This is a genomic window from Psychrobacter sp. TAE2020, from assembly GCF_018919485.1.
Classification (GTDB): Bacteria; Pseudomonadota; Gammaproteobacteria; order Pseudomonadales; family Moraxellaceae; genus Psychrobacter.
The window spans coordinates 1000572-1027455 of record NZ_JAHLMU010000001.1 but is presented as its reverse complement, the minus strand read 5'-3'; the positions used below and the strand labels follow the sequence as shown (position 1 = coordinate 1027455).

At 41.2% G+C, this 26884-nt stretch carries 25 protein-coding genes and 1 tRNA gene; 15 read left to right on the top strand and 11 right to left on the bottom strand.

Features of this window, described 5'->3' with window-relative positions:
- Nucleotides 1-40: 40 nt before the first annotated feature.
- Nucleotides 41-802 (top strand): DUF305 domain-containing protein, encoded by a 762-nt coding sequence (locus tag KPY62_RS04025; RefSeq protein WP_216580925.1) that lies wholly within the window; start codon nt 41-43, stop codon nt 800-802.
- A gap of 176 nt (nt 803-978) precedes the next feature.
- On the opposite strand, the gene KPY62_RS04020 is transcribed toward KPY62_RS04025, so the two are convergent.
- The gene (locus KPY62_RS04020) at nt 979-1218 is read right to left on the bottom strand and encodes a hypothetical protein (protein WP_216580924.1); all 240 of its coding nucleotides are present in this window, start codon (nt 1216-1218) and stop codon (nt 979-981) included.
- A gap of 413 nt (nt 1219-1631) precedes the next feature.
- Between KPY62_RS04020 and KPY62_RS04015 the strand changes: the two genes are divergently transcribed.
- From KPY62_RS04015 to KPY62_RS04005, 3 genes are all read left to right on the top strand, one after another.
- Nucleotides 1632-2027, top strand: a complete 396-nt coding sequence (locus KPY62_RS04015; protein ID WP_216580923.1) for a (deoxy)nucleoside triphosphate pyrophosphohydrolase — start codon at nt 1632-1634, stop codon at nt 2025-2027.
- A complete protein-coding gene (locus tag KPY62_RS04010) occupies nt 2027-4936 on the top strand; it encodes a DUF3427 domain-containing protein (RefSeq protein ID WP_216580922.1) in 2910 nt (969 codons plus the stop codon). The genes KPY62_RS04015 and KPY62_RS04010 overlap by 1 nt, the downstream gene beginning before the upstream one ends.
- Before the next feature lie 279 nt (nt 4937-5215).
- Nucleotides 5216-5917 (top strand): hypothetical protein, encoded by a 702-nt coding sequence (locus KPY62_RS04005; protein WP_216580921.1) that lies wholly within the window; start codon nt 5216-5218, stop codon nt 5915-5917.
- 294 nt (nt 5918-6211) lie between these two features.
- Here KPY62_RS04005 and KPY62_RS04000 read toward each other — a convergent pair whose 3' ends face one another.
- A complete protein-coding gene (locus tag KPY62_RS04000; RefSeq protein WP_228730564.1) occupies nt 6212-6799 on the bottom strand; it encodes a substrate binding domain-containing protein in 588 nt (195 codons plus the stop codon).
- A 106-nt stretch (nt 6800-6905) separates the two neighbouring features.
- Between KPY62_RS04000 and KPY62_RS13675 the strand changes: the two genes are divergently transcribed.
- Together KPY62_RS13675 and KPY62_RS03990 are read left to right on the top strand one after the other, a co-directional pair.
- A complete protein-coding gene (locus KPY62_RS13675) occupies nt 6906-7451 on the top strand; it encodes a DoxX family membrane protein (protein WP_228730563.1) in 546 nt (181 codons plus the stop codon).
- Between the two features lie 300 nt (nt 7452-7751).
- Nucleotides 7752-8666: a lantibiotic ABC transporter permease gene (locus KPY62_RS03990; RefSeq protein WP_216580920.1), complete on the top strand. Its 915-nt coding sequence runs from the start codon at nt 7752-7754 to the stop codon at nt 8664-8666.
- Between the two features lie 483 nt (nt 8667-9149).
- Here KPY62_RS03990 and KPY62_RS03985 read toward each other — a convergent pair.
- Nucleotides 9150-9236 (bottom strand) — tRNA-Leu (locus KPY62_RS03985).
- 182 nt (nt 9237-9418) lie between these two features.
- A complete protein-coding gene (locus tag KPY62_RS03980; protein ID WP_216580919.1) occupies nt 9419-10192 on the bottom strand; it encodes a ferredoxin--NADP reductase in 774 nt (257 codons plus the stop codon).
- A gap of 378 nt (nt 10193-10570) precedes the next feature.
- On the opposite strand from KPY62_RS03980, the gene tsaA reads away from it, so the two are divergent.
- The 9 genes from tsaA to gspK all read left to right on the top strand — a co-directional run bounded on the left by tsaA (nt 10571) and on the right by gspK (nt 16784).
- A complete protein-coding gene (gene tsaA, locus KPY62_RS03975) occupies nt 10571-11467 on the top strand; it encodes a tRNA (N6-threonylcarbamoyladenosine(37)-N6)-methyltransferase TrmO (protein ID WP_216580918.1) in 897 nt (298 codons plus the stop codon).
- Nucleotides 11468-11486: 19 nt separating this feature from the next.
- Nucleotides 11487-11636 carry a hypothetical protein gene (locus tag KPY62_RS03970; protein WP_216580917.1) on the top strand — a complete coding sequence of 50 codons (150 nt, stop codon included), beginning with the start codon at nt 11487-11489 and terminating at the stop codon, nt 11634-11636.
- Nucleotides 11637-11742: 106 nt separating this feature from the next.
- A complete protein-coding gene (locus KPY62_RS03965) occupies nt 11743-12531 on the top strand; it encodes a TatD family hydrolase (protein WP_216580916.1) in 789 nt (262 codons plus the stop codon).
- A 252-nt stretch (nt 12532-12783) separates the two neighbouring features.
- The gene (locus tag KPY62_RS03960; protein ID WP_216580915.1) at nt 12784-13473 is read left to right on the top strand and encodes a TetR/AcrR family transcriptional regulator; all 690 of its coding nucleotides are present in this window, start codon (nt 12784-12786) and stop codon (nt 13471-13473) included.
- Nucleotides 13474-13752: 279 nt separating this feature from the next.
- Nucleotides 13753-14400 (top strand): type II secretion system protein, encoded by a 648-nt coding sequence (locus KPY62_RS03955; RefSeq protein ID WP_228730562.1) that lies wholly within the window; start codon nt 13753-13755, stop codon nt 14398-14400.
- Complete coding sequence (gene gspI, locus KPY62_RS03950) at nt 14401-14820, top strand: type II secretion system minor pseudopilin GspI (RefSeq protein ID WP_216580914.1); 420 nt, start codon at nt 14401-14403, stop codon at nt 14818-14820.
- Nucleotides 14820-15161 (top strand): PulJ/GspJ family protein, encoded by a 342-nt coding sequence (locus KPY62_RS13670; RefSeq protein ID WP_324033801.1) that lies wholly within the window; start codon nt 14820-14822, stop codon nt 15159-15161. Before gspI ends, KPY62_RS13670 begins: the two co-directional genes overlap by 1 nt.
- Nucleotides 15143-15721, top strand: a complete 579-nt coding sequence (locus KPY62_RS13665) for a type II secretion system protein GspJ (RefSeq protein ID WP_228730561.1) — start codon at nt 15143-15145, stop codon at nt 15719-15721. The genes KPY62_RS13670 and KPY62_RS13665 overlap by 19 nt, the downstream gene beginning before the upstream one ends.
- Nucleotides 15722-15734: 13 nt before the next feature.
- Nucleotides 15735-16784, top strand: coding sequence for a type II secretion system minor pseudopilin GspK (gene gspK / locus KPY62_RS03940; protein WP_216580913.1), 1050 nt, complete (start codon nt 15735-15737; stop codon nt 16782-16784).
- A gap of 566 nt (nt 16785-17350) precedes the next feature.
- On the opposite strand, the gene KPY62_RS03935 is transcribed toward gspK, so the two are convergent.
- The 7 genes from KPY62_RS03935 to KPY62_RS03905 form a co-directional block, all read right to left on the bottom strand.
- A complete protein-coding gene (locus KPY62_RS03935) occupies nt 17351-18031 on the bottom strand; it encodes a TetR family transcriptional regulator (RefSeq protein WP_216580912.1) in 681 nt (226 codons plus the stop codon).
- A gap of 96 nt (nt 18032-18127) precedes the next feature.
- The gene (locus KPY62_RS03930) at nt 18128-19531 is read right to left on the bottom strand and encodes a deoxyguanosinetriphosphate triphosphohydrolase (protein WP_216580911.1); all 1404 of its coding nucleotides are present in this window, start codon (nt 19529-19531) and stop codon (nt 18128-18130) included.
- A 285-nt stretch (nt 19532-19816) separates the two neighbouring features.
- Nucleotides 19817-20908 (bottom strand): redox-regulated ATPase YchF, encoded by a 1092-nt coding sequence (gene ychF / locus KPY62_RS03925; RefSeq protein ID WP_216580910.1) that lies wholly within the window; start codon nt 20906-20908, stop codon nt 19817-19819.
- 419 nt (nt 20909-21327) lie between these two features.
- Nucleotides 21328-22134 (bottom strand): phosphodiester glycosidase family protein, encoded by an 807-nt coding sequence (locus KPY62_RS03920; RefSeq protein WP_216580909.1) that lies wholly within the window; start codon nt 22132-22134, stop codon nt 21328-21330.
- A 260-nt stretch (nt 22135-22394) separates the two neighbouring features.
- Entirely contained in the window at nt 22395-24194 is a 1800-nt protein-coding gene (locus KPY62_RS03915) for an FMN-binding glutamate synthase family protein (protein WP_216580908.1), read from the bottom strand.
- Nucleotides 24195-24439: 245 nt separating this feature from the next.
- The gene (rtcA, locus tag KPY62_RS03910; RefSeq protein WP_216580907.1) at nt 24440-25597 is read right to left on the bottom strand and encodes an RNA 3'-terminal phosphate cyclase; all 1158 of its coding nucleotides are present in this window, start codon (nt 25595-25597) and stop codon (nt 24440-24442) included.
- Nucleotides 25598-26416: 819 nt separating this feature from the next.
- Complete coding sequence (locus KPY62_RS03905) at nt 26417-26875, bottom strand: DIP1984 family protein (protein ID WP_216580906.1); 459 nt, start codon at nt 26873-26875, stop codon at nt 26417-26419.
- Nucleotides 26876-26884 lie beyond the last annotated feature (9 nt).

The following is a 26884-nucleotide window of genomic DNA, read 5'->3' as shown; positions in this document are numbered from 1 at the left end:
CCAGTTAAACTTTCAAAACCTTTAAAAGTAAGGATAGAGTATGAAAACCAGTTATCAATCACGCTTAGCGGTTATGGCTGCTAGTATTAGTGCTGCATTGTTAGTCAGTGCTTGTCAGCCTACTCCTGAAGAAGTTGCCCCAGCAGAAGTAGTAGCCACTGAAACTACTGCGACAGATACTTCAACACAGGCTGCTGCTACAGATGCGCATTCAGGTCATGATATGACTAACATGGACATGACGCCAGCAGAGGGCACACCTATGACCGAAATGCTCAAAGACTACACGGCTTCTATGACTAGTATGAATGTAGAAATGATGAAAGGAATGAACTATAACGACCCTGATACGGCGTTCGCCCAAGGCATGCTGGGACACCATATCGGTGCTGTAGATATGGCAAAGATTGAGTTAAAGTATGGTAAAGATGAAGAGATGCGTAAGTTGGCTCAACAGATTATCGATGCCCAGCAGTCTGAAATTACTACTATGCAAACTTGGCTGGCAAGTCATCCTGACGCTGCTGAGCCTACCGCTGATACTAAGGCGATGCAACAAGCTTATGCCGAAGGTATGGATGCTATGCATAGTGAGATGATGGCTGGTATCGCTGACCCTGTCGCTGATATGGCCTTTGTTCGTGGTATGTTACCGCATCACATTGGCGCAGTAGATATGGCTGAAGTAGAGCTCAAATATGGCAAAGATGCCGAAATGCGTAAGCTTGCGCAACAAGTTATTGATGCGCAAAAAGCTGAAATCAAGCAGATGCAAAACTGGATCGCTAACAACAAAGCTTAGACTCTTAAGCAGCAGCTGACTATCAAGACTGCGCTGTATAAGCTATAACCATAAAAAAATATCCTCTGCCAAGCATTAGTGCTAGCAGGGGATGTTTGCTTTGAGCTATACGTTATTATTTTAAGATTTTAGTAGCGTTGATTTTAAGCTGGACGTTTTATTATCATTTTATGAAACTAAGCGTCATTGAGGTCATTAGATTTAGTGTGGAAGCAGACTATTATGGCTTCTCTGTTTACATTGGCATACCAGTAATCATCATTACAGCTAGTCATCACTTTGAAGTATTTATCATTGACGATATGCTGCTTATACTTATCCAAAGATGTATTTTGTGGCACGTGATAGCACTCAGCGATACCTTGTCTGAAATTATTTATATAAGCTGGGTGACGTCCTGCTTTATTTCCTTTCAAAGACATCAAAGAGAAGTTTTAACTCTTGCCATATTCGACATACTGAGCTATAACCTACCTTGTGGTTTTGATTAATAGTTGTTCTCAGTAGTAGCTATTAATCGATAATAAAACCTGAATTTAGTAGCTCATGGCTTCTTTATATTGAAAGCTATTATCCTAGATCATTCCGTTTTTCTTATAGGTTGTTAAACAATACTGGTTTAAATATTATCTCGTTTGTAGTAATAAAATCTAACCCTGTTACCTTCAGATCAAAGCATTGTTATAAATCTGTTCAACGGTATTAACTTATGCTGCTGGTTTAAAGCATGAGGCTGCTTTTTTAAGAGTCTCTCTAACCTCGATATATAATTAAACTTTTCGACTCACAAGAGTAGAGAAGAGTTAAATAATAAACTTATTGGATAATAATGAAAACTATAGAAGTGGTTGCCGCCATCATCATTGATGAAGGGGAGTTTCTTTGTGTTCAAAGAGGTGAAAATAAGCTAGCTTATCTTTCAAGAAAATTTGAATTTCCAGGCGGGAAATTAGAGAATAATGAAACTTTAGAGCAAGCTCTGGCCCGTGAAATAGAAGAAGAGCTTAAACTATCAATTAGTATTGAACGCTTGTTTATGACCGTTGAGCATAGTTATCCAGACTTCAAAATTATCATGCACAGCTTTATATGCAAAACCCTTAACCGTAATTTGATCTTGACTGAGCATCTACAAGCTGTTTGGTTGGATGTTTATAAAATTGATACTCTTGATTGGGCCGCCGCAGACATTCCTATTGTCGAGCAGCTGAAGGGGTCAATGTAATGAGTCATGTTACCAGCAATATATATGAGGAATTAAAAAGTGCTTTGGTATCTGGCTTTATAGACCACTCGCAAGCATCGAAACATGATTTTAAGCCACAGTTGTTAGTCAACGATGGTAAAGGAAAAAAAGTTTTAACCTCTATCAACAAGCACCTGCAATCAAGCGATAAGTTTTGGTTCTCTGTTGCATTCGTAACAACTAGTGGTATTGCCTGTCTAAAACAAGAACTAATTGAGTTAGAAAAAAGACAAGTTCCAGGTCGTATATTAGTCTCACAATATCTTAACTTCACTCAACCAGAAGCCTTACGTGAACTACTAAAATTTAAAAATATAGACGTACGAATCGCTACAGATTCTAATTTTCATGCAAAAGGCTATCTATTTAGTAACTCTGATATTCATCACTTAATCATTGGTAGTAGCAACTTAACAGCCAACGCTTTAACTATCAATAAAGAGTGGAATCTAAAAGTCAGCTCTAGTAAAAACGGTGCTTTATCTCAGCAAGCGATAAATGAGTTTAAAAATGAGTTTGATTGTGCTCTCTTAGTAACGCCTGAATATATAGAATACTATGAGTCACTCTACCGACAAGCAAAGTTATTTTTTCAACACACCTATAGTTCATCTAGCTTTGTGGCGGCAAGCGCCATTAAACCCAATAAAATGCAGCAAGAAGCATTGAAAAATCTACAAATATTACGTGATCAAGGTAAAGATAAAGCCTTGTTAATCTCAGCTACTGGCACAGGAAAAACTTATCTTGCTACTTTTGATGCCCTAAGTTTCGGTCCTAAACGCTTATTATTCATAGTTCATCGGGCAAATATTGCTAAGAAAGCTTTACAAACTTATCAATCCATTTTTAAAGATCAAAAAACCTTTGGCTTATATAGTGGTAAAACAGTAGAAGCTGAAAGTGATTATATGTTCTCTACTATACAGACTCTTTCAAGGGACGATCATTTAGCAAAATTTGCTCCAGATGCTTTTGACTATATTGTCATCGACGAAGCTCATCGAGCCAGTGCTGCATCTTATCAAAAGGTATTAGATTACTTTAAACCGCAATTTCTTTTAGGAATGACGGCAACTCCAGAGCGTACCGATGCCGGTGACGTTTTCGAGATTTTCGATCATAATATCGCTTATGAGATTCGGCTACAAAAAGCATTGGAGATGGATATCTTAGCGCCTTTTCACTATTACGGTATTACTGATTTAAGTATCGATGATAGATCTATAGATGATACTTCTATGTTGAATCTACTAATTAGTAAAGAGCGCGTTAAACACATTTTAAATTATATCGATCTTTATGGCTGTGATAATGGCGAAGTGCGTGGTCTCGTTTTTTGTTCTAATATTGAAGAGTGTAAGTCTCTAGCTGATATATTTAGTAATCAAGGTTTACCCTCTTTAGCATTAACAGGAGAAAGTTCAGAGGAGCAGCGTGATCAAGCAATAGAGCGTTTAGAATCTTGTGATCCCTCGACTAAAATTGATTATATATTTTCTGTTGGTATCTTTAATGAAGGAATCGATATTCCCTGTATTAATCAGGTTGTGATGCTACGTCCTACAGAGTCAGCAATTATATTCGTTCAACAGTTGGGGCGTGGACTAAGAAAAGCTGAGGATAAAGAATATCTTACCGTTATCGATTTTATCGGTAACTATAAAAATAATTTTATGGTTCCTATCGCTTTATATGGTAATGACTCCTATAACAAAGATACATTGCGACGTTTAATGGCTAGTGAAAGCTGCTTTATTCCTGGCACCTCTACCGTAAGTTTCGATAAAATAGCTAAAGAGCGTATTTATGCAGCTATAGATACGGCAAACTTACAAACCAAAAAAGACTTAGTACAAGACTACAAAATGTTGAAGCAGAAATTGGGATATGCACCTATGATGATGGATTTTGTTCGTCATGGTGCTCGCGATCCTTTCTCATACGTAAACTATGCCAAATCGTTTTATCATTTCGTTGAGGAACAAGAAGAAACTTTAGAAGAACTGAATGACAATGAGCTCAAGTTACTTATTAGCTTTTCAAGAGAAATTAATAATACTAAGCGCATAGAAGAGAGCTTAGTATTAAGTATGCTCTTAGCAGGAGAGGCTATTACCATCGATAAGTTAGCATCTATAATAATGCAGCAGTATGGCTATAAGATGAACTTCGATGTCGTAAAGTCGGTTATTAATAACCTTAATTTGGGTTTTGTGACTGAAAAATATCAGAACAAATTAAAGCCTATAGGTGAGATTTATAATTTTAATATTGTTGAAATAAAAGAAAACAAAGTTCATTGGCATCCTGATTTCTTAGCTTATTTAGTTAATGATACTTTTGTAAGGTTTCTAATAGACAGTACCGATTACGCTATTTATCAATATAATAAAGAATTCAAAATTTTAGATTTTATCGAGGGTTTTCAACTATATCGTAAGTACTCACGTAAAGATGTGTTTAGGATTTTGAATCGAAAAGTAAATCCTGTAGCTCAGAACGTTGGTGGTTACCTAGTAAGCGAGGATAAAACTAATTGTCCGATATTTGTTAATTACCATAAGTCCCAAGATATATCTGATACTACAAAATATGAAGATGGCTTTATCAATGAGTCTGTATTTAGTTGGATGTTCAAGTCAAAAAGGACGGTAAATAGCCCGGAAGTTAAATTGTTTCAAGCATATCCTAGTGGTTTTCGGATTCCTCTATTCATTAAAAAGCACAATGATGAAGGAAATGACTTTTACTATATGGGAGATGTATCACCAAGACAAAATAGCTTTGAGCAAACCTCAATATCTGGCGCGTCTGTAGTTAAGGTTGAATTCGATATGCACAATGAAGTACGAGCGGATATTTATAATTATTTGCTTAATGAATAATTTCTTAGCTAAAAATCTTTTTGATTATCATGATTTTGTAGCCTATATCTGGGTTATAAAACTACTCTACTGTTTAGCCATTTAGAATAAGGTCTTTTGATAAAGTAAGCGATATATCTAAAAGCCCTCGAATAAGGGATAATGTACCCTATAGATTTTGAGCGGCTAATCGACAGTTAAATCAGCACTGTATTTAGCGGCTCCTCCAGCTTATATTCACCTTATCTAATAGCGCTAACTTAAACAATATCGCCAACCCAAATAACAAGGCAGTCCTGAATGACCCATAATAACCCTTACAACCTTTTGCCCTTGAAGCCTATCGGTAGAAATGAGACCAATACCGCCAATACCTACTCTCCGCAAGACATGCTTAAGATATACGAGCAACAGTTTTTGACCGAAGTGCCAGAAGATAAGCTCACAGAATTTTTGCCGATGCTAAAAGGTTTTTATGACATTGACGATCATACTTTAGATATTTGCGCAGTAATCTTTGATGCCGTTGGTGACGCTTGTATTATCTATAATCATAAAGTACAAATTGGTGATTATCAAATAGTAGGGGAGCTAGTAAAAGAAGAGCTTGCTGATGAAGACTATAGTGATAGTGAAGGCGAAGAACAACAACCAGCGCAAGCTTATACTCTAGAATGTAAGCGAATTTTCTTTATCAATGACGTACAAATGCCTTATCAATTCAATCTATTTATTCAAGGCGATGGTTATTCTATTTTGACTAGAAAAGACAGCTTATTAGAGAAGATATACTGGTTTGTGAATGATAGCTTTGAAGAGCATTTATTAGATGATTCTGAAGATTTAGAAAGCTTAGAGTCCATTAACGAGCAGTTGGCCAGCTTAGGAGTTAGAGAAATGGATTTGACCACTATCCATGAACTAGTCAACTTTATCGAGGACAGTCTCATAGATGATGAAATGGCGGATGCGCTTAATGAGTTAATAGACGCTGCAGAATAGTTATAGTTATAAAAGTATGAGGGTGTGTCTGGCGCACCCTGATATCGCAACTAGATGCTAATAGTTGATAGTTGATAGACAGGTTGCCTCACAATTATAAATACCTTTATGACTAAGGGAAGCTTTAACTGCAAAAAATCATTAACCTTGATAGGTAACCACTCATAATTTGATTGTGTTAACCCATAACGGCTATAGCAGGTGAGGCTCTGTTAGTGCGGGTGGCATTAAAACAGCAAAAGGCATTCCTCTTAGCAAAAGCCAGCTACTTAGTACTGAACAGTTGGCTTTTGGCTATATGCTCATCACAATAGGGCGGCGATCCATCATAGCCTTCCATAAAATCAATAAAACATCTAACCTTGTGCGGTATAGCTTTCTATGGGCGTAGACTGCATATGAGCCTAAGCGTTTAGTTGCAAGCTCAGGAAATACTATCACTAGCTTACCTCTGCTAAGGGCTTCGCTGACAATAAACGTCGGTTGCAATACCAAACCTGCGCCTGCAATAGCAGCTTCCACCAATACATCACCATTATTACTACGAAACTTGCTACCTTGCTTAAGAACCTTCGCTTTTAATAATGGGTAGATATCTGCCTTAGCGTCAATGTTCATATAGCTGTAGTGCAAATAGCGATGATGATCTAAATCCTCAGGCTTATCGAATGTGCCGTGATGCTTTAGATACTCAAGCGAGGCGCAGAGAACCACGCGAACGGGCGCAACTTGCTTCGCAATAAGTGATGAATCTTCGAGCTGCCCGATACGCCAGGCGACATCAAAGTCTTCTTCGACGATATCGACTTTACGATCATTGAGTTGTAAATCGACGGTGACCAATGGATAACGACTTTGGAAGTCAGTGATTAACTGTGCCATATGCTTTAGAGTAAACTATACAGGCGGACCTATGCGCAACACGCCTTTAGGAGTCTGTTGCAAGCCGCTTAGTTGCTAATCCATATCATCAATACTCAGTAGCATTTTGCTATCTAAAGCGGGAGCTGTCACTTTAATCCTTCGTGTGCCGGTAGGTTTAATTTCAGCTGCGCATGGCGCTCAGAAGTTATTTGGCTGGTTCGGTGGTCATGGCTTGGCAGGCACTGCTCAATGTATGAGTAGTATAGGTATGGAACTTGGTTTATTAATGGCAATATTGGCAGGAGGTGCTGAATTCTTTGATGGTCTTGCCTTAGTATTAGGGTTACTTACTCGACCTGCTGCACTAGTAGCGGCATTCACCACGTTAGTGGCTATCTTCTCTATTCATATTGGCTATGGATTATTTGCCGCTGATGGGGGCTATGAGTATGCCTTGATCTTGATGGCTGCAGCCGATGCCGATACGCGAGTTGCAGCCCTTAGCGATTGGTCGCAAGCGCCCAATGCCATCAACTCCCATCTATTCGGTGCAGAGGAGCACTTGTTACCGCTGATGGTTGCCGTAGGTGCTGCAAGGACAGATAAAGGTCGTAAAATTTATTCTCAGCAAGTTATGAAAACTCAGACATCTGCCTTTCAGTTTGGCTAAATTTATTAATCTGATAGTGATCTAACTTACTATTGCAACAGGGCTTTGCACCGCAGGCGCAGAAGTCACTATCATTAATCGCCATTAAGCGGGCGTCGATGATGCAATCAAACACAGTCAACAGGACATTACTGTAGATGTAAAAAACGGTATCACATTAAGAAGGCCGTAAACCCTAAGGGTGGCATGATTAGATAATTAAAACCCCAAAAGAGTATCATGTAGGGATTATTTGCCTAAAGGATGGCAAAAAAGGGGATAATACCTGCTTTTTTATGAATATTTTTATTAGGAAAGGTCATGCTTCTTCGTTTTATTGCGCGTCATAGCACATTAATTATGCCGGTTTGCGCAATTGTGGGCTTTGTTCTTCCAAACCTATCCAATGCAGTATTAGTATATTTACCTCAAGTACTGTTCTTCTTGATGTTTTTTACTTTACTGGGCATCGACCAATATGCGCTGCTAAAGCGTATAGCCACAAGCTATGTATGGATTTTTGCCTTGTTACAGAGCGGGGGTATGAGTCTAGTTTTAATATTAATCGCTTATGCACTGGGTGTACGTGGCGATTGGCTATTGGCGATTGCAGGTCTTGGTGCTACTGCGCCCTTGTTTGGTAGTGGTGCGTTAGTCAATGCGGTAGGGTTTGATGCACAACTGGCGACTGCAAAAACTATCGCTGCTACGCTCATTATGCCATTTACATTATTAGGCGTATTGTGGCTATTGGGCAATGAAAATGCGCATGTAGACGTTGGTGTTTATGTCAATCGCTTGTTAATTTATATCGTTATGCCAATGGTGCTAGCTGTGGCAGTGCGTCGGTTCGTTCCAGCTGCTATTTTGTCACGTTATTATCCCAAAATTGGGCAGTTCAATATTTTACTGCTGATGTTATTTCCACTAGGACTGATGGCAGGATTTCGTACTACCTTTGACCATGATCCGTGGCAAGCGTTGTTATTACTATTGCTAAGTTCGGTATTGGCATTAGTGTTTTATTTTTCCGCTTATTTTATATATCGGCGTTTTGGCTATGAAAATGCCATTGTCGCTGCGTTGGTGTGTGGCGGACGCAATGTATTACTTGCTTACACCATAACCGCTCCTTTTATGGGTGTGATGTTTTTACCCTTATTGGGTGCTTTTCAATTACCAGCATTTTCCCTACCTTTACTGGGTAAATATATGGCAAAACGCCATAAAACATAAAGTTTGATTTATGGATTTAAAATCAAGTTTTAGTGAATGGCGTTTATTAAATTTTCACTTAAAGTAACTATGAGAGTTACTCATTCAGAACTATCGACGAGACTTTTCCGACAACTGTATAACGGTCTATAAGCCACTAAACATTGAATAAGTCATTACTAAACCAGTGTTTTTTGATGATAGCCAGTCTCACTCATAATCCTCTATCAATAAAAAGGCCACCTTAGCATTTTGCAAGGTGGCTTGTTTTTTTTCTAGAATTATTAGCTACTATTTACTGAGATTTACTACTACTGAGCGATGCCACTTTGTATAATCCAGATATCCTATTACCACTGGTGGCGCAACTTTGTATTTCAACTAGATTTTAATAGCTAGTAGACAGGTTGCCTCACAATTATAACTACCTGTATTGTCTGATTTTTATGAAAGCATTAGACAAAAAAATACCGCTAACCATATAGGCTAGCGGTATTTTAGTATTGGTACCGGTGGTCGGACTTGAACCGACACGCTTTTAAAGGCAACGGATTTTGAATCCGTCATGTCTACCAATTCCATCACACCGGCGTGTTAGGTAATAATGTCGTTGCTGCTTAACATTATTGAATTGGGCTACAGGGTTAACTGTATAGGTGGCGTATTATAGCAGGCTATTTTTAACCGTCAAGCTATTTTTATCACCTATTATTGATTTTCACAGCACTATTTTATAAAAGGTTTGCCAAAACAATATTTTAGCCAGTTTTTAACTAGCCTACAAAGGCACGCTCAATAACATAATCGGCTTGTACGCCCATACGTGGCGATAAAGTCAGACCAAAGCCATCTAGTATCTTGGCGACATCAGCATTGAACGGCATACTACCGCAAATCAATACACGATCATCTTCTTTGTTAATAGGAGGTAGGCCTATGTCACTAAACAGCTTACCTGATTCCATCAAGTCAGTGATTCGTCCAGTATTGCGGAACTCTTCACGTGTAGTGGTTGGATAGTAAATGAATTTTTCGCGGTACCATTCACCAAACAGTTCGTCATTAGGTAACTGTTCTTCGAACATCTCACGATAGGCCAAATCATCAACGTTACGTACAGCATGCACTAAGATAATTTTTTCAAAGCGCTCATAAACTTCAGGGTCACGAGCTAAAGACAAGAATGGCGCAAGTCCAGTACCTGTAGATAGCATATATAAGTGTTTGCCTGGTAACAGATCATCGAGTACTAACGTCCCTGTGGGCTTTTTACTAACCAACAGCTCGTCACCGACTTTGATGTGTTGCAAGCGTGAAGTGAGCGGGCCATTAGGTACTTTTATCGAAAAGAACTCTAAATGCTCTTCGTAATTGGGACTAGCAATTGAATAAGCACGTAACAGTGGTTTGCCATCAATGATCATACCGATCATCGCAAACTCGCCATTTCGAAAGCGCAAGCCGTCATCACGAGTGGTCTTGATAGTAAACAGAGAATCATTCCAATGATGAACCTCGGTAACCGTTTCAGTGCGCAATTTTGACATAAAGTCCTCGTTACTGTTTATTTTTATAAAAATAGTATTATAAATGATTATAACGATAGCTATAAAAGCTATTTTTTTTAAATATTTAATCAAAAAAATGGCATTATAACCAGTCAAAGATTGGCTAAAGACTATCTTTATAGCCAGTTATATAGATGCAAGTTATTCTCAATATATAATCTTGGCTATGATAACAAACTTTAAAGTAAAAATCCGCCTAACCAGCTAGCGCTAGCATGATAAAATAGAATAACGTTAGTAGATAATTATCTATGCTGGATTAGTTGGTATCGATTGCTTTGGTTTTATAACCTTTTAATAGACTGTTTTTTCTGATAACCGAGGGTTTTTTATGGCTAAGCAGCAAGGCTTTTTTAGATGAAATGTATTGATGAAGAGCAATTAACTCATGTAGCGCCGATCATAGGCTATCACCGTGCACCGCTATCGCAGAAGTTCGGTGCCCCGCGTCAGCCTAATTTAGTAGCATTGATTAGTGTCATTGAGATGCTCATCCCTTATGATAATCCAGCAGCTTTTGCAGGCTTAGAAGCATTTAGCCATATTTGGCTCAGTTGGCAGTTTCATCATAATTATCTTAATAAAAAAAGTGCCCATAACTCTGAGCAAGATCAGCAAACTAAAGCGGCGCCTGCTGCGGATAAACCTGCCTTTCGACCTCAAGTAAGACCTCCTAGACTCGGTGGCAACAAAAAGCTTGGCGTATTTGCCAGTCGCAGTATGTATCGTCCGTCAGGTTTAGGATTATCAGTAGTCAAGCTTGAGGCTATCGAAGTGCTTGAGGGTAGGGTGTTATTATTGATTAGTGGCGCTGATATGATCGACGGTACTCCGATCATCGATATTAAGCCTTATGTTAGTTATAGCGATGCTTATAGTGATGCTGCTAGTGGCTTTGCTCCAAGCGCTCCTGAATCATTGATAGTGACGATGTCTGAGCTAGCTGAGCAGCAGTTCGAGGCGCTTATTAATATAAAGCCGATAGATAGTGAAGATAAAAAAGTGGCTGAGTTAACTGCTGGTACAGCAAAGGTTGCTAAAGCCACAGTGGCGGCTAAGATTTATAGCTTGCAGCAGCAGTTGGTAGTGGCTGATAAAGTATTAATAATAGCATTGATAGCGCAAGATCCGCGGCCTGCTTATCGTCGTGAAGAGCTAAATTGCAGCTTTGTTATGCGTTATAAAGCCGTTGATATTAGCTTTACACAAATAGAGTTAGGGACCTTACAGATTAATTCAGTTATAAAAGTATAGTAGGTGATAGCTTTAAGGCATGGAGGCCACTAACGTCGAAGCGTTATTGCAATGGGGCGACAATACTAACCTTGGTGCTAATAATCCGCACCTAGTTAATGTAGTCGATTGGCTAGTGTTAACTAGCATCGACTCCTGTTACCGCACTATTGAAAAATCGGTTTACTAAGGCAATATTTATAACTTAATAGCAGTTGTAGTTTATAGCTGTTTCGAACACACTTTTCCTAGCAAATTTAAATTTATATAGCATCACCAATATAACGAGAATATTTATGTTTACTGATAGCCATTGCCATCTTAATCGTCTTAATCTAGAGAAATATGACGGTCAATTGTCCGGAGCGATTGCCGCTATGAAAGAGGCTAATGTCACGCGCGCTATGGCAATCATGTGCGACTTTGCTGAGTATGATGAAATTGCCAATATCGTTAATACTTATAGCGACGACACTCTGAATTTAGGGATGAGTGTTGGTATTCATCCTTGTGAGGATATTGCTGTATTGCAGTCTGCTACAGTTGAGCGTCTAATCGAGACTGCTAGTGGCGATCAAGTTTGGGCAATAGGTGAGACAGGGCTGGATTATTATTGGTCAACTGAAAACAAGCTAGCGCAGCAAGCTAGTCTAGCTCGTCACATTCAGGCTAGTCAGCACCTTAAAAAGCCGCTTATCGTCCATATGCGTGATGCTAAAGACGACACTATCAATATCCTAAAAAGCGAGGGCGCTGAGCATGGTATTATTCACTGCTTCACTGAGGATTGGGACACCGCTAAACGTGCTTTGGACTTAGGATTTTATATCTCATTTTCAGGAATTGTAAGCTTTAAGAGTGCACAAATGATTCAAGACGCTGCAAGAAAAATGCCCAAAGATCGTTTACTTATCGAGACCGACAGCCCTTATTTAGCGCCAGTACCTAAACGTGGTCGTCCTAATGAGCCAGCTTACGTACCGTATGTCGCCAGTTACTTAGCTGATATGTATGGCTGTAGCAGCGATGAGGTCGGAGAGTTGACTGCAAAAAACTTTGTAAATTTACTAGCGCAGTATCATTAAAATCGTTATGCTATGACCAGTCAGTCATTTGTTAAACAGGGTAATTGTGAATATAGACGGTGCATTAAGCGGTCAAAAATAGTGGCCGTTAGTGTAGTGACCTGACTATTAAAGACCCTTAATTAATAAAGTTTATTAACAAATGTAAGCATATTCAGTCTTACGTAGTAGTAAGCATAATAGAGAAAATTTGTGCTTATTATTAGGCGGCCAAGGTGATGTGTTTAACCTTATTGGGTATTAGGAGCAGTTATGAGTCGTCAGCACCAGTTCAAAGTACGCGAAGAGAGCATCTTAGCCATGGCTGAGCAGTTATTATTAGAATCTGGTAATGGTGATATCACTCTCGACAGTTTGGCGGATCAGCTAGATTTAGCTAAAGGTACTTTGTATAAGCATTTCTCTAGTAAAGACGAATTGTACTTACGTATTATTATTCGCTATGAAGAACAACTGTTTGTGATTAATCTTATCGATGACTGTCCTTCAGCAGGGGTGGCTAGAATGATTTTTCAGCAGCTACTCAATCCACAAAAAGCCATGTTACTCAATCAGATAGAGGAACGTTTAGCTGCCTCTTCAACTGGCCTTAACCGTCTGTTTGGTGAGCTTTACGATATCCGTCGTCAGCGTATGAAACGTTTGATCGATATCATCAGCGCTCATCTAAAAGATAAGCACAGTAGTATGAGTACCAGAGATTATCTGTCCTCTATTTGGGCGATGGGTCAAGGGGGTGCTGGTTTATTAAATTCTAGCTTTTATCAGCGCTACTTAGGGTGTCGTGAGACGCTACGCTATGCTTTGATTCAGCAGATGTTGGACTTACCAGGTCATTACCTAAGTAAAGATATTGATGAAAGTGTATTGGATGAGGATATGCAAGAGCTGGTCGAACAGATCGATACTGAATCAGAAGAACATCGCAATACTACTTATTAAAAAGTTAAATTTGTACGATTCGCTGCTATAACACTTTTTTATAATAGGTGCGCCATGCTGGTTACTCGCAAGATTATACCTCGTTTGGTGGCCACCTATTTTTTATGCTTAAACGTATGCTTACGCCCTGTATCACTACTAACTCCTCTATTAAAGCACAAACTATTAATCCCTCTATTCAGCCACTACTCGTCAAATAATCCTATCCCAGTCAAACCTTCCTCTACCAATTAACTATCAATAAGCCATTCGGTACCATCAACTAAGCGACAGCCAACATTGCCACGCTCGCAAGCAGGTTTTACCTTAGTCGAGATTATGGTAGTCGTGGTTATCTTATCGATATTTGCAGGCATGATGAGTCTATCCGTTGGCAGCAGCGACTCACGAAAAAACCGTGCTTTTTATGAGCACCTCACTGATTCGCTAAGCTACGTACGGCTACTGTCTGCCGAGCGTATGCAACCGATGGGATTAATCCTACAAGCGGATAAGCAAGGCCAAGTCACGCCCGTTATCGTCACCTTATCCAATCCTTATCTAAGCTATCAGCAAACGGCTAACTCTACTGCTGGCAGCGGCAAAAACTCGATGGAGCTCTCAGCAGCTATTTCAGGGTTATCCGGCTCCGGTAATGAGCAATCCCCAACACCGAGCTGGACAGTTGAACCAGAGGTGAGCTTGCCAACTATGCCTGTTGGGGTCAGTTTAAGCATTGCTAGTTTAGATAGCGCTGATAGTAATGAGGAGGAAGGGCGAGTGTTGCAGCCGTGGTTTACGGGTCAAACTGTACCGCAAGTCTTATGGTTTGGTACCGGACAGGCAACCCCTGTCACTATAGAGGTGCGTCATGATTCGCGCTTAGTAGGTGAGGTGATTACTATTTTACCTGATGGCAGCATGAGCACCGGACAGGAGTCGCTATAGATGAGGCATTCTTTATCTAAGTCTCAAAGCGGCTTTACTTTAATAGAAGTGATGGTGGCGCTGGCTATCTTAGCGGTGGTTGCGGTAGCCGCTAGCCGTGCCAGTAGCGCATATCTAAATTCAGTCGATACCCTGCGTACTCGGACCTTAGCGCACTTTGTGGCACAAAATGTAGCTGCCGACTTACGAATACAGCAGACAGTATTGACGGCTAATAGTATCCAAACTATCTCTTCGCAAGGGCGTGAGTGGCAAGTGGCGATGACTACTAACGCAGCTTTGGCTCCTGGCTTAACAGCGATCAATATCAGCATTGCGCCTATAGTAGATGGACAAACGCGTGCCCCCGTGACCGATATCGATGTGTTAATGAGCGATACTACTAATACTACTGGTAATAAGCAACGGCGGGGTCAATAGTGAGACAGCAGCGAGGCTTTACGCTATTAGAGCTGATGGTAGCGATGGTGATATTCGCAGCGCTTGCCATTTCTGGCTGGCAAGTATTCGATAGCGTTAACCGGGCTCGCGAGCGTGCCCAGCTGCAAGCTGATAATCTAGCAGTACTGCAGTACGCTTATCTACAGCTACAGCAGGATATGGGTCAAGTCATCGCTTATCAAGCGGCTAGTAGCCAAAAAGTCAGGTTGCTAATAACGCTAATAACAATAACAATAATAGCAACAACAACGCTAATGATACTAACCACGATAATCCAGCAGCTGATGAACAGGCTGCCGCTATGCCTGAGCCATTTATGAGCTTGAGCAATGAGCAGTTTAGCTTTATGCGTTATGCTGATCCTGACCCACGCTATCAAACTAGCCCTAGCATCCAGCGTGTTGAGTATTTGCTCAGTGACCAGCGTTTGATACGTCGGCAATATACTAATAATGAAAATGAAAGCATCGGCCTAAATAGCATTTTGCTCGAAGGGGTGACAGAGGTAAGCTGGCAAGCGTATTTACCAGAGCCGGTGTCCAAGTTTCCAGATGCCGACAGTCAAAATAGCCTCAATGGCAATAATAGCTTAGGCCAAGCAAATAACACGACTAATAAGCCTAAAGTACGGCTACTGCCTAGAGGGATTAGTCTCAGCTTTACTTACCAACAGCTGCCTATCACTTGGCAATTTGCTTTAGCAGCACAGCCAGCGCCTAACACTAGCAAAGCCAAGAGCAATGATCTTAGCAACGGCAATGGCAGTAATAATAACAATAACAATGGTAATAACGGCAGCAATGACAACAACGGTAATAATGGCAGTAATGGCAGTAATGGCAGCAACAGTAATGCTGCAAACGGACCGAGCGCTCAATAAATAGGAGAAGTGTATGCTTGCCTCAGCAAACTCTCAGCGTGGGGTTGCGCTACTGACGATATTGTTATTAGTCGTCAGCATCACTATTGTGGCAGGCTCAATGCTGGCTAGTCAAAAAGTGGCCATTCGTTGTAGTGGACTACTATTTAAGCAAGATCAATTATTACAAGATATAGAGGCCGGTCAACAGCTAGCGATAACGGCTATTCGTGCGGACAATAATCTAAATCAGACTGACAGCACGCACGATGTTTGGGCGCAGCCGCTACCTGCTTTTAGCTTAGGTAATCATAGTATTAGTGCTGAGCTACGTGATGAGGCCAGTCGATTCAATATCAATAACTTGTATTATGATGGCGCTACCGATGAAGTAGCTCTAGCAGTATTTCAGCGTCTTTTGACTCAGCTAGCGCTAGAACCCGAGATAGCCATTGCAATATTGGACTGGCACTATACGGATAGTGAAGTCTATAAAGATGGTGGTGATGAGGGCAGTGTGTATAGTCAGCAATCTCGTACAGCCGATCAGCGCCTGGCCAATCAGCCCTTTGTGAGTGTTGAGCAGTTAATAGAAGTACGAGGCATTGATGCTCAAGCATTGGCTAAGCTACGTCCTTATGTCAGCGCAGTACCTTATTATTTGCCGATCAACGTCAATACTGCTAGCCCAGTACTGCTTGCTGCTTTAATGGACGAGGCCACTAGCGAACAGCTGCGCGGCTTTACTGGTAAGCGTAGCGAGCAAGTGTTGGAGACTATAGCGGATCTCTGGCAGTTGTCTCCTTTAAGTACGCTTAGTGCCGAACAACAGCAAGCGCTAACACCGTTATTAGCAGTCGATAGCCAAGCCTTTATGGCGCTAATCACAGCTACTGATGGTGATGATCAACAGACCGCTAAGCAGCGCTTTGCTACGGTATTGATTAGCAAAACTAGTGATGACAACCCTACTGCTGATGCTGCAAGCAATAACAATCCTAACGCCAATACAGCTGACAATAAAAAACCCAAACAAGTAAAGGTTATCAGCCAGCGACTTTGGGCGTTTCGGCCTAATTTTTAATAGGTGCATTTAATAATTGGTAATATCAGAGGGAATGGTTTTTTGATATTGCTGTGATAACAGTTTCTATTTAAGTTTGGCGTAGCGTGGGTATCAACCCACAGAATCATTGGGTTTTGTAGCAATGTATTTGGCTACTTGATTATGATTTGCCAAGATGGTATTTATTGGAAGCATCGGCCTAAGATACGGCAAGCTTTATTTTGTCTGACAGACTTTGTTTTCGTCATTAGTATAAATTCGAATTTGTGTTTCTACATTTTTGATGCGAGGGGGTCTTTTTATTTTGGCAAGTTATGATTATTGTATAACAGGCTGTTTGGGTCGCAAGCGGCGCCCAACTTACCTACCTGCGGATTTTTGATAGTTTAAGTTGATGAGTTGTAAGATACATTCTACGCACTAGTTATTAAAAATAAAATTTATAAATCAAAGACTTGCAGTAAATAGGTTTTACATTCTACCTATGGTTTTATGGAGGTATAAACCCTGTTTTAACAGTGGTTAGCTGTGCCTTGCACATATTTTAAATACAATTATCAGCGCTTGTATCTAAGGTTTAATAATTAATCATCCAGCAGCGTCTCTTCGCTAGATTTCCAGTTATAAGCCCCATAGAACAGCATTTGTGCTTGGCGAGTGCAATTGTGTAACATTAATTGTTTGCGCTCTTCAATGGCTGTTATATCAGCTTCGTCATCATGCGCCTCAGAGTAAGTCAGCTCTAGCCAATCAATAATCCAAGAAAAGAACATGTTTATACCAGCTTCAGAGAGCAAGCGTAGATCATGATTATTGATATGAGCGAAAGCGGGTTGTAGTGCTAAATCCTCAGCCAAAATTTCTGTATGCATCTTGATCAATTCACTAACTGCTTTACGTACAGACTCTGAACCACCAAAGCGTTCGCTAACTAAAAATTGCCAATAACGTGGCTGCTCACTGACTGTCTGTAAGAATAGCTGAATACTTTTGGCTATTTGTCGATCGTAGCTGCGTTTTCGGCCTATTTGCAGGCCGTCACGTAAGGTCGCTAAAGTGCTACCCAATTCTTCAAGTACCAGCGCTTGACCCAGCGATTCCATATCGTCGAAATGTCGATAAAATGCGGTCGGTACTACGCCAACTTCGCGAGTTACTTGGCGTAAACTGATCGAGCTAAAGGCTTGACCGGTGATACACAAGTCTAATACTGCATTAAAAAATGCATGCCGAGTTTGAAGTTTTTTTTGTTCACGACTACTCATAATCATTCAGAAATTACCTAGTTAAGGGCTATCATACTCATTTCGCTATAAGAATACGAATAAAAACCACAGTTATCAGATAAATAGCTTGTTTATTTAAACCATTGTACCCCAATTACCTTGCAATTCTTGCGCCAACCGATAAGCTTCATGGTCATTCATTCCAGTAATAAAGTCCAAGATATTAAGAATGTTATGATAAATATCTGCTGTTAATGAGCGCCGATGCTCATTAAGATGAGGCCGTAATAAGCTTAACAAGCGCTGCTGCTCAAAGGGTTTCGGTGCCTTACCCACGGCTGTCCAAGCCAGCGGCATAAAGGCATCTAGTAGCCGATGCAGACATTGATTGGCCATCAGTTCCATACGTACTTTTGTAGGATGATTAAATATTTTTTCACGAGCCAACTGCTTAGCTTGCATAATACCGTTTTGAACAGGGGCATCGCAATGGTCAAATAAGCTGCCTTCTAGTGTTCCTGACAGCATCGCTTCACTATTAGCGACGAAAGCATCAGTGACCGTATTTACTAGGCGCATCATAGCTCGGGCCCTGAGCGAGGCCAGACTCTGTCTTATTGAGACTTGGGTCGGTGCAGCAATAGCATCGAGGCGCTCACCAATCAGCTCATAAAATATAGTCGCAACCTCCGGATAGCTGAGCATGTCTAAATGAATACCGTCCTCCAAGTCTATCAGCGCATAACAAATATCATCTGCCGCTTCTAATAAATAGGCAAGGGGATGGCGACAAAAACCATCATGCTGCGAGGAGTAAGGCAGCTGCAAGCAAGCAGCCAGTTGTTCTAACTGTTGCGCTTCACTAGCGAAGCAGCCGAATTTTTGTACACTTGCCATATCACTATTAGCATCATTGCTGTGAACTGATAGCCAAGGGTACTTCATAAACGCCCCTAAAGTCGCACAAGTTAGGCGCATGCCGCCCTTATCAGGGTGATGCTCGTTACTGACTAATAGTCGAAATCCTTGTGCATTGCCCTCATAGTTGGTGATATCTAAGCGTTGATTAGCAGTTAACTTTTGCAATACGCTGTGGCGATCAGGGTGTAAGAACCAATCTCGAATGGCGTATTCACCAGCATGACCAAAGGGTGGGTTGCCGATATCATGAGCTAGGCATGCCGCTTGTACTATGACGCCGACATCAGCTGGCGATACACCAGCTGGCAAGCCATTAGCGAGCTTGTCATGCAGTTTTTCAGCGGCCATCATACCTAATGAGCGACCAATACAAGACACTTCTAATGAATGAGTCAAACGAGTGTGAATGCCTAACTGATTAGTCAAAGGGTGTACTTGGGTCTTTTGATTGAGCTGACGAAACGAGTGGGAAAAGACTAGACGATCATAATCTTTATGAAACGAGGTACGAGCGCTGTCTTGTGCGGGCGCTTTTTTGTCACTGCCTAGGCGTTGAGCGTTGAATAATCGGGTCCAATGTTCAGCAGTGTTTTTTGGCTTAGTTAATGGCGTGCTCATAGATTATTATCCCTTATTTATTATTGTTGTTTTAAAGCGGCTGCCTAGCTATAGGCTGTTAAAGACTATAAACAACAGCGCTGGGTTAATGATACTAGCATTCATAGTCAGCCTACAGTACTGCTAACTATGTAAGCTGAGTTTACCTAAAATCATACGCTATGAGTTATTATTTAATGGCAACAGCACAATCCTAGACTAAAATAAAATCCATAAAAAAGCCAGCATCGAGGCTGGCTTTAGTTATAGGCGAAAGGGGTTAAAACAAGACATTAGATCATTGGTTTAAACGTTAAAGCGGAAATGCATCACATCGCCATCTTGCACGATATAAGTCTTGCCTTCTAAACGTGATTTACCTGCAGCTGCTGCACCTTTTTCACCGTTATGTTCAATAAAGTCGTCATAAGCGATGACTTCAGCACGGATAAAGCCACGCTCAAAGTCAGTATGAATTACGCCAGCTGCTTGTGGTGCAGTGGCACCAACTTCTACGGTCCATGCCCGTACTTCTTTAACTCCAGCAGTGAAGTAAGTTTGCATATCAAGTAGATCATAGCCACCACGAATCACTTGGTCCAGACCGGCCTCGAGCATACCCATGTCAGCCAAGAAGTCTTTTTTATCACCTTCGTCAAGTTGTGCAATTTCAGACTCAATTTGATTGCATAAAGCAATCACGATAGAGTCATCGCCAGTGGCATAGTTGCGTACAGCGTCAAGATAAGGGTTATTCTCAAAACCATCTTCGCTGACGTTAGCGATATACATAGTAGGCTTAAGCGTTATTAAACCGTAGCTTCTGATAAGTTTTTTCTCATCGCTATCTAGGTTAGCGGTACGTGCTGCTTCACCTTCTGCTAATATAGGCTCGATTTTTTTGAACACATCTAGCATAGCTTGGGCGTCTTTATCGCCGCCCTTGGCTTTTTTGCCCAAGTTATGAATAGCCCGCTCAACCGCTTCTAGATCGGCCAATGCCAATTCAGTATTGATAGTTTCGATATCATCAATCGGGCTTACGCGACCATCGACGTGTACGACGTTATCATCATCGAAGCAACGTACCACATGGGCAATCGCATCGGTCTCACGGATATTAGCTAAGAACTGGTTGCCCATGCCTTCGCCTTTTGAGGCGCCAGCGACTAAGCCTGCGATATCGACAAATTCCATAGTAGTCGGTAACACGCGCTCAGGCTTGACGATATCAGCCAATTTCTTTAAGCGTGGATCAGGTACTGGAACGATACCAGTGTTGGGATCTTTAGTACAAAAAGGAAAGTTTTCAGCGGCGATTCCCGCTTTGGTCAAGGCATTAAATAATGTAGATTTGCCCACGTTTGGTAAGCCGACGATACCGCAGTTAAAACCCATAATGGTCTCTCAAAGTAGTGATGAAGCAGTTAAATAATATAGAAAAAATTGGCGCTATTGTAGCAAAGTTTAGCTAACAAGGGGCGCATAGATATACTAATTTCTGAATAAAGCCTTTAAAATAATAATACATATTGAGAGGGAGCTAGGCGTAATCTGAAAGTCCAAATAAATGAGTATATAGCTAGGCAGGTTGCCCATTTGGCTAGGCAGAAAAATCTCAGCTGTATGCGAGTATTTGCAAAAATGACTAGCAATAGATTATACCACTCTAAATTATGGCTAAAAATAAAGCTCTATAAGGCTTTTATCAAGCAATAGTGGATAAAATTACCCACGGAGATACAACTATTAAAGCAAGCTAAGTCCAGCGTTATGGGTTAAAGATAAATAACTCCTCAATTCCAGCGTCTACTGCGTTACGGATTATCTGCTACTACACCAATGATGACCCCCATATCTTTTTTATCGTGTTTATCGATACTAGGGGCATAGAGAGCTGAGGCAATACCTCCATCCAAAAACAGCGCATTCGGGCATTGTAGCTGGTCTTTAAATAAACTGGCAAACTGATAGAATGAAACGGGCTCATCACTATTTACAAACTGCATACGGCCATCCAAACAAACCCCAACCCCATTGCGGAACTTTAGCGAAGTACCATCAGCATTAAACTTTGGATGAATCTCATTATTGATGACCAGCATAGGTCCTGACTGACTGGCATACCAAGGCTGTGCCTCCCCAGTTTTAAGCTGAGCACTCAAAGCATTACTTTCCGTAATCTGCACTTCCCCTTGTTTATTCCACCAAATCACCCCGTTCGGTAATAAGTGAAAGTTGCCGCCGCCTGGTTTTAGATTCAGTGACTTTATCTCTTTACCTTTAATCACAGTATAACCAATCGGTGCATAATGCCCATTATACATTCCAGCATTCATGGCAAAGGCCAACTGTTGATTAGAGGGTAAAGTGGCCAGTAACTTATCAAAAGTAAGCAAGGGCTGATCGCTATCAGGTTGCTGCCAAAATAGCTGCAACGAATAATCAGAGCCTTTTAGAGCCGCCTTATCAAGGTGACAGACACTATAACTAAAAGGCGAGTCCTTAATCTCACAAGACCAAGCGCTTGATGAATCGGCTTTGTCTGAGCCACTAGGCTGACAAGCAGTCAAGCTAAGCACCAATAAAGACATAACAGGAACAGTAAAAACAGAGCGTAGCATGAATAGTTTCCATTACACCTTAATAGCGACTAAGGCAAAGAGTAGGGGAGTTATAGTCGATACCAAATAAAATAGATATATAATCTGGTTAAAACAATCAAAGTAACTAGAGGTAATATAAATAGGGCGCATTAAATGATTAATACGCCCTAATAAATTTTTCACAAGTGCTTTTAGCCGCTATGTTAAATCGTTTTTAACAAAGGCTAAGACGCCGTTTCGTTTACAACGATTTATAGCACTTTTTTCACAAAATCTTATTATAAGGGCGTTGGTAAGTCACGGAAGGTATGATTTGCATTGCCAATTAATCTGCCGTTATTATTTTCATCTACCACGCTATCATGAGAATCCAGAGTGGGCGCTTTGGTCTGTTTGCCTTTATCACGTGAGTCTTTGTTATAAGCAATCAAGGCATCGTTATCCGCTAAAAAGCTAGCAGGATTAGCCATAACCCACATTTGATTAAACACATCAGCGCGTGCACTATGATCTAACAGTGCGCCTTCATCAGTGAAATAAAAGAACTTAGACAGTAACTTGATTTGTCCATCTTCGAGACGTCGGGCAATATGATAAGGCTGCAGCTGGCTTGGATGTTGTAATCCTACCGCACCAACGATACTGGCAAGCGACTTAACGGTGTTTTTATGAAAGCTAGCCACACGCTCAGCTTTGCTAGGGACATCAAGCGCTTTTTGGCGATGCGGATCTTGAGTAGCAACCCCAGTTGGGCACGTATTAGTATGGCATGAGCGTGACTGAATACAACCGACTGCGAACATAAAGCCACGTGCTGAATTACACCAATCTGCCCCTAAAGCAATCATTCGTGCAATATCAAAACCTGATACTATCTTGCCACTAACGCCAAGCTTAATCTTATCCCTAATACCAGCACCAACTAGAGTATTGTGCACTAGTAAAAAGCCATCGACCATCGGCATGCCAATATTATCCATAAACTCGACTGGAGCCGCACCCGTACCGCCTTCAGCGCCATCAACGACGATAAAGTCAGGATAGTTGTCCGCTTCAATCATCGCTTTGACGATAGCCATAAACTGCCAAGGCTGTCCGATGCAGAGCTTAAAGCCTACTGGCTTGCCCCCTGATAATTCACGTAACTGCTGCCAAAAAGCAACCAACTCACGCGGATTATTAAAAGCGGTATGAGTAGCTGGAGAAACACAATCCTGACCAAGCGGTACTTGGCGAGTATCAGCAATCTCTTGAGTGATCTTCTCGGATGGCAATACGCCCCCTTTACCAGGTTTTGCACCTTGCGATAGTTTGATTTCGATCATTTTTACTTGTGGATCGACAGCTTTTTCCGCAAACGATTGCGGGCTAAAATGACCATCAGTATCACGGCAACCGAAATAACCAGTCCCTAATTCCCAAATCAAATCACCACCGAATTTACGATGATAAGGACTGATAGCTCCTTCGCCAGTATCATGAGTAAAGCCCCCCAGTTTTGCGCCTTGGTTAAGCGCCATAATGGCATTAGCCGACAGACTACCAAAGCTCATCGCTGAGATATTAAACACTGACATATCATGAGACTGCTGGCAACGCTCACCACCTACGCTAATGCGGAAGTCGGTATTCTTTAGAGGCTGGCTAACTGCTGACTGCAAAAACCATTCTTTACCATGAGCATATAAGTCATCTAAAGTACCAAAAGCATTAGTGTCACTGACGTTTTTAGCGCGTTGGTACACTAAGGCACGTTGCTGGCGTGAGAAAGGAACTTGTTCTTTATCATCCTCTAACAAATACTGACGAATCTCAGGACGAAAATCCTCAAGCACGTAGCGAATATGACCGGCCACAGGATAGTTGCTCAAAATGGCATGCTTAGACTGTATCAGGTCATAAATGCCTAGCGCTACGCCAAAGCCGCCGATGATGATGAGCCACCATTTGAGCAGTAATATCCCAGCTAAAAATAGTAAGATAGCGGCGCCAAAAGTGCTATAACGCAGTAGCAAACCGACCATATAAGGAGAGTCTTGTTTGGGCTTAGGATTAAGATTAGTACGAGATTGGGGCATGGCAAGGCTCGGCTCAGCAATGAGAATTTGGAAGAGTAAAAACGCAATAAAAAACCCGCAATAGCAGGATTGATCGCTGCTAAAGTCAGAGTCGACATTATACCCTTATAATATCATGGCTAAGCAAGAATTGAGTAACGGCTTGCTAATATAGCAAAGCGCTGTTCAGCAGAATCACTTGATTCGACCAGCTGCCTGTATACTTGATACTTGCTCATCAGGCAGCAAGGCTATAGCTAATCTCACTAGCAGATAACTTGCACTAGTATTTGATTATCCGCCAAAGTCTCAAAAGTAATCTTAACTGGCAAAAACTGCTCAATCAGCCAAGCTTGGGTTTCGGTGTGCTGACTAATAACTCTAGCGCTAAATTCGCCGCCACCAGCTAGTGCTAATGGTAATAGTAGCTGATCGGTTAAATGTTCATCGACTAAGGCCTCGCTGGTAGACAAATAACGTTTAACCAATCCGGCTAAGCGCTTACCCATTTTTTCAGCAGAAGTACGCTTTTCTCCGAGCAAAGTAAATACTTCGTGATGTAGATTATGGCTTTGCTGGTATTGAAGATCTGGATAGGTTGGCTGGCCTGCTTGAGCATCAGTTGTTGTAGGTGTATTTTTAAGTTGGTGAGTGACGATGGCATAACAGCTATTACCTTCACCGACACCTTGTAGCTTATTAGACTGAGTAGTTATAAGTCCATCATAAATACCTGCTTCGATGAGGGCTGCTTTGCTGCTGGCAAGCTCACGAGTACAGATATCATAATCGAGATTAAGGATGCTGGCAATCAGCTCAATGTGCAGTAGTTTTTCACGCTCAGTTAGCTCAAAAGCTGCAGTATCGGCACGGCGCATAAAGGGGCTTATGGTAGCGGTTATCACTCCGCCACCGACCGGCGCAAAACCTGCTTGTAATAATTGGATATCGACTTGCATGCCTAATTTAGCCAATGCTGGCAAGAATGCTTGGGTCAAAAAATCGGTAGTCGGTGCCAACGGATTATGAGTACCCCCTTTGATAGTGACTGTCGATTTTGCGCTACTATCGCTATTGGCGAACAATAGAGCCGGGAGTAAGGTTTGTAGGACTAAGGTGGTGCTACCTGCCGAACCAATATCGAACTGATAGTTGCCCGCCTTGACAGCATTAGGCGTAAAGCTAAAAGCCGTACTGCCTAAATGCGCACCTGTCACTTTGGCATCTGATATCTGTTGCGAGGCTTGCAGACATACTAAATGCTGACGCATCAGACCAGATTTGGCGCGACCTGCGCGAATATTAGTGATCTCGATAGGTATGCCTGTCAGCATGGATAGCGATAGAGCGGTACGGATAATTTGTCCACCGCCTTCACCTGTGCTACCGTCGATTTTTAGGGTTTTATTTTTAGCTGTGGTCATAATGATTTTCTTTATTATTTGATGATATCTATAGCATGAGTATAAAATTTTTATAGGATAATGAAGAGTATTGAAAATAAATTGAAACCTGAGAGCTGTTAAAACAAAGCACTGCTTTGTTAAGCTTGCAAGGAAAATTCTTTAAATAGAATTTCCAGAGGTAACCTCAATAAATAAATTGAAAACGACTGTCAGTGTCTGGTAGTAAGGTCTAAAGTGTACCTTGTGAGCTGTGACGTGTATGGGGCATTAATAGTAAAAAATACGTCTGCCCGCAACGTGTAGCAGCCACTGCAGTATATTTTCAACCCCCTGCTGTGGAGATGTGGGGTCTGACACTCGCTCAGTCGTTTCCAAGGAGGTAGTCTATATGCTTAAAATAGGCATATAGAAAATTCTAAAATTTTTGGTTGAAACAATGAATTAGATCATTGTAGGGTGCATTCCATGCACCGTTATAATTAAGATTGAAATCGACCATCAGTGTCTGGTAGTAAAGTTTAATAAGTGCATAGTAACTTATACTAAGTGCAAGGCATGCCGTGTAACGTCTTTTGATATTACGCCTGCCCGCAGCGTTGTTTACCACTGCAGTATATTTTCAACCCCCTGCTGTCGAACATACGGGGTCTGACACTCGCTCAGTCGTTTCCAAGGAGGTAGTCTATGCTCTTAAAAGTGGCGCATAGAAAATTCTAAAATATAAAGTTTAAAATAGTGGTTCAATGGCTGAGAGTAGGCTGGGTTTTTAACCCAGCTTCAAGGCTCTGCAAGATTAAAATGTGGGGTTAAAAAACCAACCTACGACAACTCTCAACGTTATTCAATAAGGTCAATCTGCCAGTTATTGGCTTGAATAACAATATTAATCTTACGTAACTTCATGGCGATATCATCGGCTTGCTTTTGCAAACTGGCGACTGAAACAATAATGTTCCATTTAATCTCACGAGGGCTATAACGATCCGCCTCAGTCTGCGTCGCTTCTATTGCCTCAAGCAACAGCTTATGGCGCAGCTCTAAAGTATCGCGCTCAACCAGTAGGGTTAGCATCGACTGACCTTTATCAGTCTTAGCAACCGCATTAGTACGATGAATCTGCTCAATTAACGCGGTTAATTCAGTAATAATTTGGCTAGCATCAATCATTAGCTCGTTTGGGTCCTCACTTGGCGTATCACCTTCCTGTACTTTGACATTGGCCTTGATACGACCTTTTAGCTGAGCAAGCTTTTTTTGCATATCGCTACGGATAAGTAGGGCTTCGGCTAGTTTCATTTTGGTTTT